The sequence below is a fragment of the Enterococcus gilvus ATCC BAA-350 genome (genome assembly GCF_000407545.1).
Taxonomy (GTDB): Bacteria; Bacillota; Bacilli; order Lactobacillales; family Enterococcaceae; genus Enterococcus_A; species Enterococcus_A gilvus.
Window position 1 is genome coordinate 310,235 of sequence record NZ_ASWH01000002.1, and the last position, 13,033, is coordinate 323,267.

11 protein-coding genes are annotated in these 13,033 nt (G+C 41.2%); 7 read left to right on the forward strand and 4 right to left on the reverse strand.

Annotation, left to right across the window (positions count from 1 at the left end; genetic code table 11):
• Positions 1-5: 5 nt before the first annotated feature.
• On the reverse strand, positions 6-419 hold the full coding sequence (locus I592_RS16495; RefSeq protein WP_044926835.1) for a NusG domain II-containing protein: 414 nt from the start codon (positions 417-419) through the stop codon (positions 6-8).
• 130 nt (positions 420-549) lie between these two features.
• Positions 550-2,502 carry an FAD-dependent oxidoreductase gene (locus I592_RS16500; protein ID WP_010778539.1) on the reverse strand — a complete coding sequence of 651 codons (1,953 nt, stop codon included), beginning with the start codon at positions 2,500-2,502 and terminating at the stop codon, positions 550-552.
• 256 nt (positions 2,503-2,758) lie between these two features.
• Between I592_RS16500 and pplA the strand changes: the two genes are divergently transcribed.
• The 4 genes from pplA to menA (I592_RS16520) all read left to right on the forward strand — a co-directional run bounded on the left by pplA (position 2,759) and on the right by menA (I592_RS16520) (position 7,145).
• Positions 2,759-3,664: an extracellular electron transfer flavoprotein PplA gene (pplA, locus tag I592_RS16505; RefSeq protein ID WP_010778538.1), complete on the forward strand. Its 906-nt coding sequence runs from the start codon at positions 2,759-2,761 to the stop codon at positions 3,662-3,664.
• Between the two features lie 370 nt (positions 3,665-4,034).
• The gene (locus tag I592_RS16510; RefSeq protein ID WP_010778537.1) at positions 4,035-5,099 is read left to right on the forward strand and encodes an FAD:protein FMN transferase; all 1,065 of its coding nucleotides are present in this window, start codon (positions 4,035-4,037) and stop codon (positions 5,097-5,099) included.
• A 1-nt stretch (position 5,100) separates the two neighbouring features.
• A complete protein-coding gene (gene menA / locus I592_RS16515; protein ID WP_010778536.1) occupies positions 5,101-6,054 on the forward strand; it encodes a 1,4-dihydroxy-2-naphthoate polyprenyltransferase in 954 nt (317 codons plus the stop codon).
• Between the two features lie 104 nt (positions 6,055-6,158).
• Positions 6,159-7,145: a 1,4-dihydroxy-2-naphthoate polyprenyltransferase gene (gene menA, locus I592_RS16520; RefSeq protein WP_010778535.1), complete on the forward strand. Its 987-nt coding sequence runs from the start codon at positions 6,159-6,161 to the stop codon at positions 7,143-7,145.
• A 35-nt stretch (positions 7,146-7,180) separates the two neighbouring features.
• Here the strand turns inward: menA (I592_RS16520) and I592_RS16525 are convergent, their stop codons facing one another.
• Positions 7,181-8,611, reverse strand: a complete 1,431-nt coding sequence (locus I592_RS16525; protein ID WP_010778534.1) for a basic amino acid/polyamine antiporter — start codon at positions 8,609-8,611, stop codon at positions 7,181-7,183.
• Positions 8,612-9,110: 499 nt separating this feature from the next.
• Here I592_RS16525 and I592_RS16530 point away from each other — a divergent pair, with 499 nt between their 5' ends.
• The 3 genes from I592_RS16530 (at position 9,111) to I592_RS22195 (ending at position 11,674) form a co-directional block, all read left to right on the forward strand.
• A complete protein-coding gene (locus I592_RS16530) occupies positions 9,111-9,644 on the forward strand; it encodes a GNAT family N-acetyltransferase (RefSeq protein ID WP_010778533.1) in 534 nt (177 codons plus the stop codon).
• The gene (locus tag I592_RS16535; protein ID WP_010778532.1) at positions 9,641-11,437 is read left to right on the forward strand and encodes a hypothetical protein; all 1,797 of its coding nucleotides are present in this window, start codon (positions 9,641-9,643) and stop codon (positions 11,435-11,437) included. The genes I592_RS16530 and I592_RS16535 overlap by 4 nt, the downstream gene beginning before the upstream one ends.
• Positions 11,438-11,548: 111 nt before the next feature.
• Complete coding sequence (locus tag I592_RS22195) at positions 11,549-11,674, forward strand: hypothetical protein (protein ID WP_257007168.1); 126 nt, start codon at positions 11,549-11,551, stop codon at positions 11,672-11,674.
• A gap of 152 nt (positions 11,675-11,826) precedes the next feature.
• Here the strand turns inward: I592_RS22195 and I592_RS16540 are convergent, their stop codons facing one another.
• The gene (locus tag I592_RS16540) at positions 11,827-12,963 is read right to left on the reverse strand and encodes a tyrosine-type recombinase/integrase (protein ID WP_010778531.1); all 1,137 of its coding nucleotides are present in this window, start codon (positions 12,961-12,963) and stop codon (positions 11,827-11,829) included.
• Positions 12,964-13,033 lie beyond the last annotated feature (70 nt).

Genomic DNA, 13,033 nt, shown 5'->3' on the forward strand with positions numbered 1-13,033 from the left:
GACAGCTAATAAATGACGCTGCCAGGTTCCCCTCCGTCTGAGGATTTGATTTCAATCAACAATTTATGAGGCAAGCACACGATAGTCTCGCCAGATTGGTCGATCCATCCGCGTCGAACACAGATTTGATCTCCGCAGTCGGCTTCTTTGATTCGAATCCGACCATCTTTGACTTCGATCAGGTTATAATCTCCGTCTTTTTCTTCGTAACGATACGTGTAGGTTTGGGATTTATCAGATAGATCGAAGGTTTTGATTTCTTCTCCATCGACTGAAAGGACCGCTTCTTGTGTCGAACTAGAGGCGCGATTCAGACTAAAGACCACAACAGGTGCAAAGGAGAGCAGCACAAGAAGAAGAATAATGAGACCATCCCAAGGGCGCAGCAAACTATTTTTTGCAAGATCCTTCAGCTTCAACATAAACACCTCTTACTTGTTCTCTTGATTTGTAGGTTGATTCGGGTATAAATCTTTTCTTATCATAACATAAAGAAAGTTCTAAAGAGAAAAACAAGCCCTTTAGAACTTTCCTTCATTATTCATTCAATTAATTTGAATCGTTTTTTCCATAAATGGATCGTGGCGTACCATACCACCATTTGCCTGTTTTACGTTGAATCCAAGGAATCACCCAACGGTCAAGTCCTAGTGCACGACCAGAGCCGTTCATCAAAGCAAAGGCAACGAAGATAAACCAGATGTTGACCCAGTAGAACATGCCTGACAGACAGAAGACAACAGTCAAACCGATCGTCGCAGCACTTGCCAACCAAGTGAACAATCCGAAGATCAAGGCTAAAGCGATACCGATTTCCACAAAGGTCATGAATTTCTGCATGAACAATGCAACGTCTCTATTTGGCATCATAACTTCCATGATGTTTGCGAACCAGTGGGGCATTTTTTCAAAGACCGGCATTGGATTTTCACCAAAAGCATAGCTGAAGCCAAAATGTGTTGCTGTCGCAGCGGCATCTGTTGCACCGCCAGCAGCACCTGTTGCCGCAGTCGTTGCTTCGGCTGCATGAGCACCTGCCGCCGAAGCGCCAGTAGTCACTTGTTCTTGCAACCAAGGGAAAGGAAAGACCACTTTATCTGTAAACCATGAGCCGTCTCCGAACCAAGAAGTAGGATTTAAATACTGACCGTCTCCAACAATTTTCTTAGAAGATTCGATCAACCACATTGAGCCATAGAAGACACGCAATGGCACGCTCCATAAAACATTGCCGTAACGGGAAGAATGTCCACGCGTAACATTGCGATCATTCTTGATATGGAAGAATTCATGCATCATGTATTGGAACATGTAGTACCCAGAACGAATCGTGAAGAAGTACAACAGGTTCACTAAATGTTTTACGACGATCGCCAGAAAACCAGACAGGTGGAACTTGTCCATCAAGTTCGCGACGCCCCATTTAGAACCGATCGAAACCATAAATCCTTGATAATTGCTTTTGAATTCGTGTTTTGGTGTGTTCTTGATCTTCGCGACAATATTCGCTGCTGCCGTGTGTCCTGTTTGTTCCGCTGCTTGAACGATCTGCGGAGTAGGGCGGCCATCGCTGTTCTCTTCGTAATGAACCAAGTCACCGATAATATAGATGTCTTTCTCTTCGTAGCCTTTTGCTTGCATGTACTCGTTGGCGAATAACCGTTGCCCGCGCGCAGCTTCAAGTCCAAAGTCCGCCGCGTCAGAAGTTCCTTTGACTCCGGCAGTCCAGATCAAGGTGTTTGTAGGGATTTGTGAACCATCCTTCAAAATGATGTGATCTGCGGTTACTTCAGTGATAGGGGCGCCTTTTTTCAATTGGATGCCTTTTTTCATCATGAAGCGTTCTGCTTTTTCAGCATCTTTCCGATCCAGCATATTCAAGATAGTAGGAAGGGCTTCTACGACCATCAATGTGAATTCTTCAGGACGCAATTTGTGCTGTTTCGCTAAAACCGCTTTCCATTCCATCAATTCGCCGATCATTTCGATTCCTGTGAATCCTGATCCACAAACGACAAAGGTCAACATCGCGCGACGTTTTGCTTCATCTGGTTCTGCGGCTGCTTTTGCCACGGTATCTTCGATGTGTTTTCTGATCTTGATCGCATCTTCCATGGACCACAACGTAAATCCGTGTTCCTTCACGCCAGGAGTACCAAAGTCATTTGGTTCACCACCCATACCGATGATCAGTTGATCAAATGGGTATTTGCCTAACTTCGTTTTAACGATCTTTTTGTCTTTGTCGATCCCAGTAACTGTATCTGTCACTAATGAAACATTCTTCTGACGAGCAAATAAACGTTGTAGGTCGTATTGCACAGCCTCCGGTTCTACCCGTCCGCCCGCTACTTCGTGTAATTCGGTCATCATTGTATGGTAAGAGTGACGGTCGATCAAGGTGATCTCAACATCATCTTTTTTTAACTTCTTGGCCATAAATTTCGTTGCTGCAACACCTGCATACCCTGCACCCACAACGACAATTTTCTCTTTCGCCATTGATAATCCGCTCCTTTTAAATGATAATGACTGCACAATGAATATGCATTGATAATAAATGAACAATCGAATATATTATACATTTACTTTATTTCTTTGTCTACGGTAATTATTCTCATTTGATAATGGTGGTATTCTAATAATTAAATTAAAAACTAAGGTTATATGTAAAAAAACTATGTACAAAACTTGAGAAGTGATTTAGAATGATTCTTGTTTAATGAATCACAAAAAAAGAAAAAAGGTGGAGTTACTCATGAAAATGAAAAAAATAGTATCAGGGTTTGCTGTCGTTGCATTTTCTACACTAGCTTTAGCTGCTTGCGGCGGAAACAATGATAAAGACGCTGCGTCAAGCTCAAGTTCAACTGCAAGTTCTTCAGAAGCTGCAAAACCAGCAGAAAAAGAAGCAGGCGGCGATTTAAAAGACGGAACATACAAGCTTGAAGAAAAAAATTATGCAAATGGCTATCGCGTTGTCTTCGATATGACAGTTAAAGATGGCAAAATCACAAAATCAAATTATGATTATCTGAACGAAGACGGCAAATCAAAACAAAAAGATGCCGACTACGAAAAGAAAATGAAAGAAAAAACAAAAACTGGTCCTAAAGAATACATTCCAGAATTGAATAAATCTTTAGAACAAACGCAAAATCCAGATGCGGTTGAAGTAGTGACAGGCGCGACTCATTCAAGCGAAAGCTTCAAAAACTACTCTCAACAATTAGTACAAGCTGCTCAAGCTGGTAAAACAGATACGATTGAAATCGACAATGGTGCGGACTTGAAAGACGGCACGTACAAATTAGAAGAAAAGAACTATTCTAACGGCTACCGTACAGACTTCAGTATTACTGTTGCTGGTGGGAAAATCACTGAATCAAACTACGATAACGTGGACAAAGACGGCAAATCTAAAAAAGATGACGCTGACTACGAAAAGAACATGAAAGCTAAAAGCGGTGTAGGACCAAAAGAATACATCGAAGACTTGAACAAAGGCTTAGTAGAAAAAGGCGCTCCAGCAGATGTAGAAGTTGTCACTGGTGCTACTCATTCTTCACACGCTTTCCAAACATATGCAGCACAATTAGTAAACGCTGCAGAAAAAGGCAACACAGAAACAATCCAAGTAGACAACATCGTAATGAAAAAATAATTCCTTTATCAATAGGGAATCTTAGAAGAGCTGGGGTTTCCCCAGCTCTTTTTGTCAGTCCAACTTTTCGCAGTATCTAGAATAGTGCAATCAGTATAAAATGATTATCAAGTAAAGCAATAATGAAGTTTAGTTGGATGATATGTCAGCGAACCTGTAGATAAATTTTGTCAAAAATTTATTTCCTAGAAGCGGAGATGACTGTCAGTCTTTTCTTAGTTGGCAATCAATAACTTTCTAAATGATTATTACTATAGAAGAAACAGGATTCCTATTCCAGACAAAAAGTTTCTTAAAGTACTTTGAAAATAGGTTCAAAAAGGCTATGATTAGGTGAAAAAAATTTAGCTTTAGTAAAGGAAGTATGGAAGTGAAAAAACGAGCATTAATTTTGGTTTTTGGTCTATTAACGATTTTTCTAGCGGCCTGTGGAGGCAGCAAACCGAAGATCAATCAAAAACCTTATGAAGATAAACAGTTTTTAATGGGTACATATGTCCAAATGCGCATCTATGATGATGGGAAAAAAGAGGTCTTGAAGCCTGCCTTTAAGCGGGTAAAAGAATTGGCGGATAAAATCACGGTCAATCAGAAGGGTTCCGAGATTGACGAGATCAATCAAGAGGCGGGCGTAAAGCCAGTTAAAGTTACCGATGATATGTATTATTTGCTGAAAGAAGCCTACAAATACAGTGAAGATTCAAAGGGCGGCTTTGACATGGCGATCGGCTCGATCACTTCGCTATGGCGAATCGGCTTCCCTGATGCGCGCAAGCCGGATCAAAGTGAGATCGATCAAGCCTTGAAGCTGGTCAATTATCACGATGTGGTATTCAACGATGATGAACAAACGGTCTTTCTAAAAGAAAAGGGCATGAAATTGGACCTAGGTGCCATCGCCAAAGGCTATATTACAGATGAAGTCGTGAAAGTCATGAAGGAAAATGGTGTAACTACAGCGATCATCGACCTTGGAGGAAATGTCTTTGTAATGGGGAACAGTCCTCGTGGAAATCAAAAGGAAGATTGGACCGTGGGGATTCAAGACCCAAACCAGGCTCGAAATGTCGTTTTAGGAAGTGTTCCTGAGACCAATATGTCACTAGTCACTTCTGGAATTTACGAACGCTATCTGGAAGTAGATGGAAAGACGTACCATCATCTGTTCAATCCGAAGACGGGGTATCCTTTTGATAACGATCTTGCAGGCGTAACGATCGTGTCGAAAAAATCCATTGACGGGGACGGTCTGTCTACGGCAGTCTTTTCAATGGGCGTGAAAGATGGGATGAAGTACGTGGAGGATCTAAAGGATACGGAAGCTATTTTCGTTACACGCGATGACAAAGTCTATGTGACCTCTGGCCTGAAGGATGTCTTCGAGCTGAACAAAGAGGCAGGCTATACGATGGGCGACGAGAAGGATATGAACTAATATGACAAGAGAAAGCTTTTTTGATCTAGTAGAAATACGCACCAAATTAGCAAGTCTGTTTCCATTTATAATTGCGGTGCTGTTTGCGAATACGTATTTCCATTCCTTCCATTGGGGAAAAACGCTCTTTTTCTTCTTTGGGATGCTGGCTTTTGATATGGCAACGACCGCCATCAATAATTACATGGATTTTCGCAAAGCCCACTCAGAAGAATATAAATATCAAGAAAATGTTATCGGAAGAGACAAGCTTTCTGAAAAGACCGTCGTACTGATCATTTTTGGACTGATTGGTTTCGCGGCAATTGTAGGAATCACCTTGGCAATTCAAACGGGCTGGCTGTTACTTGTCATGGGTTGTGCTTGTTGTTTTATTGGTGTTTTCTATACATTCGGTCCGATTCCGTTATCTCGGATGCCGCTAGGTGAAGTGTTCAGCGGGGTGACGATGGGACTGGGGATTTTTGCCATTACGATCTATATCAATTCGTATGATAAGAGACCATTCTTCATGGAGCTGGATTTGCAGCATTTTGCGATTACCGGAAGTACCACCGCAGTATTGGCTGTTATCTGGGCATCATTGCCCTTGATCGCTACGATCGCAAATATTATGCTGGCTAATAATATTTGCGATCTGGAGCAGGATATTACGAATCACCGATACACCTTGCCGTTTTATTTGGGTAAAAGAAATGCGGTGATCTTGTTCAATATTCTTATGTACAGTTCGTACATCGCGATTGTTATTGGATGGATCGCTGGGATTTATGAGTGGCCGATCCTCTTGACTTTCCTGAGTTTAGTGAGGGTCTATCCCCAGACAAAGGCATTTACAAAAGAACAGATCAAAAGAAAAACATTTATCTTTTCAATCAAAAATTTGGTCGCCTTCAATAGCTGTTACGCGATCGGTCTTACTGCGACCATTCTCTTGCAGATTTTTATTGGCTAAATAGACATACACCACAGGCAGGTGGAGCCGTCGCTTGCCTGCTGGTGTAGTCTATTTTTATGTATATATCTAGAAAAAAGGAACTGAAACGGGGAACTGACACTATGGAGAATATGAAGGACTTAAAACACGCCTCTAAAAAAATGACGAAAGAACATTTCTTTGAACTTGTGCAAATACGTACAAAGTTCGCTGGAATTTTTCCTTTTGTCATTGCTGTGCTGTTTACGAATACCTATTTCCATTCGTTTCATCCAGGAAAAACAATGATTTTCTTTTTCGGGATGTTCGCTTTTGATTTGGCGATCACAGCAATCAATAACTATATGGATTTTAAAAAGGCCCATTCAGAGACCTATAAGTACGAAGAAAACATTATTGGACGCGAAAATTTGTCCGAAAAGCAGATTCAACGACTGATTATTGGCTTAGTAGGATTTGCGGCGATCATAGGACTCATATTAGTTGTTCAAACGGGCTGGATGCTGTTGCCGATGGGAGCGGCTTGCTTTTTTGTTGGTGTGTTTTACACGTATGGTCCCATTCCGCTGTCACGGATGCCCTTAGGAGAAATTTTTAGTGGCGTGACGGAAGGGTTAGGGATTTTTGCAATTACGATCTACTTGAACACTTACGACCAGCGGCTCTTTTTCATGGAGCTAGACAGGAATCACTTCGCAGTGACTGGCGACACGAGGGCTGTATTGGCCGTCATTTGGGCAGCGTTGCCTTTGATGCTGACGATCGCGAATATTATGCTGGCAAATAACCTGTGTGACTTGGAACAAGATATTCAAAATCATCGGTATACGCTGCCTTTTTATATCGGACGTGAGTGGGGGATTCGCTTATTCAATGGTTTGATGTATAGCTGTTATGGCGTGATCTTTGTTGGAATGCTCACCGGCATCTATCAGTGGCCGATTCTGCTGGTTTTTGTCAGTCTGGTAAAAGTGATTCCTCAAACCGCCCGCTTCACACAGGTACAGATCAAAACTAAAACATTTCCATTGGCCGTTGAAAACTTGATTGTCTTCAATAGCTGCTATGCGGCAGGGCTTCTGATTACGATGATTTTACAACGTATATAAAAAAACAGCGATCAATTGATTCGCTGTTTTTTTTTTTACATTGATTGGATCAAAAAAGTCACAAGGCTCACGACGCCTAAGCCGGTCACCAGCACAAATAGAAGTTTGTCTCGTTTGGTGGCGAAAATCGGACGGTGGTACGTATGGCTGTTCCATAACCAAAAGACAATGCCCAACGCATAAATACCGATACAATAAAGTAAATTTAAAATGCCGGAGGAGTACAGCATATAGATGCCATAAACGATCCCGCCGATAGCTAACACTTGTTGTCCTTTATGTTTTTTCCCTTTCGCGATCTGCCATAAGAAAGCGGCAGACAAGACATAAGGGACGAGCACCATTGTTGTTGCCGTGTCAGTCACCGCTTGGAAAGCATCCATCGCCCAACGAGAAATCAAAAAGACGACCTGCATGATCACACCGTTCAGGATCAAAGCGTTTACTGGTGCGTTTTGTTTATTGGCTTTTCCTAGGAAAGCGGGGAACATTTTGTCCTGTGCCGCATCAAATGAAATTTCCGCCGCTAAGATCGTCCAAGAAATCCAAGCGCCCAATACGGAAATAATGACACCGACATCGATCATATGAGCCGCCCAAGGGCCTGTGGATGCGCGCAACACACCGCTCAATGAAGGGCTTGGCAAATTCGCAAGCTGTTCCTGCGGCAATGAACCAAAGCTCAGCATCACGATCAGCACGTAGATCGCAAGCGTCGTGCTGTAGCCGATCAGTGTCGCGCGGCCCACATCTCGTGCCCGTTTCGCACGGCCAGACAGGACAACGGCGCCTTCAATCCCGACAAATACCCACATGGTTTGGAGCATCGCGTGGCGAATCTGAGTAGGGATTCCGCCGAGCTGTTTGCCATTCAGCATCATATTTTTAGCGAAGATGTCCATTGAAAAGGTCTGGTACTTAAAATGAATAAACAAAAGAAAAATCGCCATCAAGATGGGCACCACTTTTGCACTCGTGGCGATGGTATTTAAAAGACTGGCTGTACGAATTCCGCGAGCGACTAAAAAGACCACGCCCCAGATCATAAATGTCCCTAAAAATAAACCGATTCGACCGCCCGAGCCGCCGATCGACGGGATGAATTTGCTCAATGCATCTAAGAATAAAATAACGAAAGATACATTTCCGATTATATTGCTCAGCCAATAGCCCCAAGCGGAATTGAAGCCGACATAATCGCCAAAACCGTCTTTTGCATAATAATAGATTCCCCCAATGATCTCTGGTGTCTCCTTTGAAAGAGTCTGAAAAACTTTAGCGATGAAGAACACACCGATCCCAGTGATCAGCCAGGCAAGCAAGGAAGCAACGACCCCCGCTGATTGGGAAATACTGCTTGGTAAATTAAATACACCGCCGCCAAGCATCGAGCCGATCACGATCATGCTCAGTCCTAGCAGACTCATTTCTTTTGTATGATTATCCGGCGTTTGATTCTGATCCATAACTTCTCCTTTAATTCATAGGCATAGACGTATCTTTCGAAAAACGAAAAATGCTCTTTATTTAGTGAACTACGGCTTCTATCGAAACACTCACTTTCTTTGTGACGTTGAAAATGTAGGATTCAAGAAACACAGTTTCTATATAAGCATACTTATGCAAAAATAACCAGAAGTAGGGGATAAAACTAATCAGTTTTGCCTTAAATAATTGCCATTTTCTTTTAATAGGATTCAAGGAATACGAACAAACAGGTAAAATCCGCAAATTCACATCTTTTTAAACAAAAAACAGGGCTGTATAAATGAGAAATAACTTTGTATAAAAATGTATCAACGTGTTATTGATGTCATCATGATGTCATGTTTATGGAGGGTTCAAGTAAGCCCCGCCTTCGCAGATAAGTCCTTATTATTTTTAAAGTTTTGTCGTAATCCTTTTGGAACAGGGTGTTTTTTTATAGAGTGGAGTGTTAGAATTGGGACAGCGAGGAGGTCTATGATGAATATTAGAGCAGCAGTACCCGCGGACGCCGCGTCTTTGTCCGCGATTTATGCACCTTACGTTGAAGAAACGACAATTACTTTTGACTATGACGTACCGAATACGAAGGATTTTGTTCAAAAAATCGCAGAAATTAGTGAAAAATACCCTTACTTAGTGGCAGAAGAAGAGGGACACATTTTAGGCTACGCGTATGCACATGCCTATAAAGAACGAGCAGCTTACGACTGGGCGGTGGAGGTCAGTGTTTATGTAGACCGTGACAAACGTGGCAATGGTGCAGGAAGAAAACTATATCAAGCGTTAGAAGCAACGTTGAGAAAGCAGAACGTGGCGATTCTAACAGCATGTATCACAGGCGGAAATCAAGCCAGTATTCATTTTCATGAAAAATTAGGGTATCGCGAGGTCGCGAATTTCCCTAAAATCGGCTACAAATTTGAGCAATGGCTAGATGTCATTTGGCTGCAAAAGTTTTTAATGGAGGTAGAAGGGGAAATGCCGCCTTTTATCCCTTTCCCTGAACTATGAACCTTATAAAACGATGGCACCTGAATACGAAAAAAGAAAAAATACTTGTTGGTTTTGTTGTTTTAGCGATTCTTTTTCGGCTTCTGATTGCTGTGGAGATGCCTGTCAAAGTGTATATGCAGGCAGGATATGATGACGCGCTATCCATCAATCAGGCGTTGAACATTTTAGCCGGTAAGTGGCTAGGACCCTACAATGCAGGGATCTTGACTAAAGGATTGTCTTTTACCTTCTTTTTACTAGTGAATCATTTTTCAAGGCTGTCATATCCGCTCTTTTTATGTTTGATCGATATGCTCGCAGCAGTTACGATGGTTAGGGCGTTAGCGCCGCTGATTAAGAACAAGTACCTAAGTGCTTTTGGCTTCTTATTTCTCATTTACTCACCAGCGACTTTGGCCTCCGATTTTTCTTTGCGAATTTATCGAAACAGCTTAGTGTTTGCGGCTGTCCTCTTTGTTTTGGCAGGGATCTTAGGGCTGTATTTACGAAGGAAAGACACGATCCATCAGCGCCTTCCGTGGTCGATCCTGCTAATGGCAGCTTTTCCTTTTTTCTGGTTTTTACGAGAAGATTCGATTTGGTTAGTTCCTTTCTATGCCGTCGCTACGATTTTTACACTTTTGGGTATCCTAGCGGGAAAAGAACCGCTGGGTGGGTCACCGAAGGAAAAGATTCGTACTTTTTGGCAGTCTGTAAAAACGACGAAAAAAAGAAAAATACTTGGGAATTTTTTACTTTTAATCGCACCTGTTTTATTTACGGTCGGTGAGTCCTTACTGATCTCCAAGATGAATGAAGATCATTACGGTATCTTCACAACGAATGATCGAACAAAGACATCCTTTGCCAAGATGACGGAACATCTGATCCAAATTGATAATCGCGGGTATGATACACCAGAGATCGCTGAAGACAGCGGGATCTGGGTGTCGAAAAAAACATTCGCGAAGGCGGAGGAAGTCTCACCGACATTTGCGAAGTACCATCAAGGGATTCACTGGATGCTGAACGACTCAATCTGGCCTGATTCTTGGCCTGTCAAAAATGGCGAGCTGCCTGGAGATATGTTTGTCTGGGGCTTAAGGGAGATGTTCCAGCGAGAGGGTTTGTATAAAGATGGCCGTGAAAACGAAAAAGTCTTTAAAAAGATCAATCGTGAACTGGAGCAAGGATTCAAGTCTGGGGAGTTAACCAAGAAGAATATGCTTTTCGTCTCAAAACAAAGCAATGGGAAAAAACTGGAAGATCTGAGTAAAGTAGCAAATTATATGAAAGCTGGAATCATTGAGACCACCTTCTATAAAAGCTATCAAACAAGTTACGGGGGTTCGATCTTCGTGCCAGAGCAACCTGCGGAGAAAGTCCTGGATTTGGTAAATGTACGTTCTGTTTCTACTATTAAAAAGGGCATGGAGGCAGAAGCGAAACGAACGCGGCCAATCGTACGAATCGTCAATGGCATGATCTGGATCTACCGTATTCTTTCTCCTCTATTAATGCTGATCAGCTTGGGGATGTTCGTCTTGTCGACGTTCACCTACGCTAAAAAGAAACAAACGCGGGCTGTTTTGTCAGAGTATTTGATCATAGTTCTTGGTCTGCTGCTGACGTATGTTGTCTATCTTTTTGGCGTGTCGTGGTTCGCTACTTGGGCACCGAAGGGAAAGGGCTTGTTCATGTTCTTCTATACTGGAGCGGGCGTTCCTTTGATCCAAGTCCTTCAGTTGTTGGGCCTTTCACTCGCGATGAGAAAGGCAAAAGGCGACCTTTTTATAAAGAAATTGGATTGAATGAGGGTCGTCTCACAGTATTCTAATCAAATTCAATAAGAATTGTTACGAGCCTATACCAATGGTTTGCTATCCTTGCATTGTAAACGTAAGGAGGGCCCTAATAGAGCAATGAAACAAGAGAAGAACACTTCGAAAAACGGAGTAAAAACCATTGACTTTCTAGTAGAAATGTTGGCGTTGTTCATCCTGATTTCCTTAACTATTTATGCCATTAAAACAGGTAAATTATTCTAGTTTAAAAATTTGTATAAAAAACATTGTTGTTAAATCTAACGAAATCCTTTTATAATTAGGGTTTCGTTTTTTTATTATGTTATAAATAAAAATCTAATGCATGCTAATAAATCTATCTTTATATAGAAAAGGGGCAAAAAAGGGGCAAGGTTCTACAATTTTTCTAAATTGTCCTTCAAAACTTTTTTTGCATTCTTGGTAACATGTGTATATATTTTTTCTGTGATACCGCTATGTTCATGGCCAACGCGATCTTGTATTACATATAGAGGAACTCCTAGTTCTGCGAGTTTGGAGATATGAGTATGTCTGAAAATATGCAAGCTAACTGGTTTGTCAATTCTCATCTTCGCTTTATGGTTTCTCAAGTAAGTATTGAGGGAAGAGTTCAAGAATGGTGTACCCTGAGACGTTTGAAATAGAAAATGACCGTTCGGATTCATTTTTATAAGTTCCTTGTAAATAGCTATAGCGTTTTCAGGGATATCTATTTCTCTCATTCCAGCATTACTTTTTGTCGAGTTAGATTTCTTCATGTATTTTACTCTTCTTTTATCGAGCATAGTCCCAGAGATATTAACATGATATGTTTCATCACTCTTTTTATAAACATCATTCTTGTCTAGAGCAAGAGCTTCCCCGGGTCTCATTCCAGTATAATATAGCCATTGGAATAATAATGAATATCGTTTATTGTGTTGATCAACATATTCAACTAAACGTTTATATTCATCTTCCTCAAGAAACTTATCTTTTATTTTCCCGGAGCGCTCATCTCGTTTTCGTTCTACAACAACTTGGGGGATGGGATTAATTTCAATATAATGATGCTTAGCAGCATAGGAAAATAATTTATTCAGCTTCCCTTTCATCATCGATATATAGTTGTTTGCTAGATTTTCTGAGTATAACAACTTCTCGAGCACTTCAACTAAATCTGATGGGGTTATAGTGGATACCAACCAGTTATATGGCAAATTATTTTTAAAAGTATTAAACGCATATTTTGTAGTTACATAGGTAGCTTCTTTTACTTGTTTTTTGTAATAGGGGAGCCACTCATCGACCAAGTCTTGAAAAGTCAGGGTAGGTTTTCTCAACGGTTTCTGATTTAACCGTCGATCGATTTTTTCATCCAATAACTTCTGAGCCTCTTTTTTTGTATCTCGAGTTTTATTAGCCATTGTAACCGAAACTTTTTTCCTTGTTCTCGTTTTCGGGTCAAAATATCGATCGCAATACTTATAAACTTTTTTTCCTTTAGAATTTTGAATTTCTTCGATCCACATAATAAACCGCCTTGTATATTTATTTCATTGATTAATACAAAAAAACCACTTGTTGATTTAAAGCCATGAA

Excerpts from the sequence above, each read along its gene's own strand:
- I592_RS16500 (WP_010778539.1), bottom strand. The coding sequence starts at position 2,502 with ATGGCGAAAGAGAAAATTGTCGTTGTGGGTGCAGGGTATGCAGGTGTT.
- pplA (WP_010778538.1), top strand. The coding sequence starts at position 2,759 with ATGAAAATGAAAAAAATAGTATCAGGGTTTGCTGTCGTTGCATTTTCT.
- I592_RS16540 (WP_010778531.1), bottom strand. The coding sequence starts at position 12,963 with ATGTGGATCGAAGAAATTCAAAATTCTAAAGGAAAAAAAGTTTATAAG.
- menA (WP_010778536.1), top strand. The coding sequence starts at position 5,101 with ATGACAAGAGAAAGCTTTTTTGATCTAGTAGAAATACGCACCAAATTA.
- I592_RS16525 (WP_010778534.1), bottom strand. The coding sequence starts at position 8,611 with ATGGATCAGAATCAAACGCCGGATAATCATACAAAAGAAATGAGTCTG.
- menA (WP_010778535.1), top strand. The coding sequence starts at position 6,159 with ATGGAGAATATGAAGGACTTAAAACACGCCTCTAAAAAAATGACGAAA.
- I592_RS16535 (WP_010778532.1), top strand. The coding sequence starts at position 9,641 with ATGAACCTTATAAAACGATGGCACCTGAATACGAAAAAAGAAAAAATA.
- I592_RS22195 (WP_257007168.1), top strand. The coding sequence starts at position 11,549 with ATGAAACAAGAGAAGAACACTTCGAAAAACGGAGTAAAAACCATTGAC.
- I592_RS16530 (WP_010778533.1), top strand. The coding sequence starts at position 9,111 with ATGAATATTAGAGCAGCAGTACCCGCGGACGCCGCGTCTTTGTCCGCG.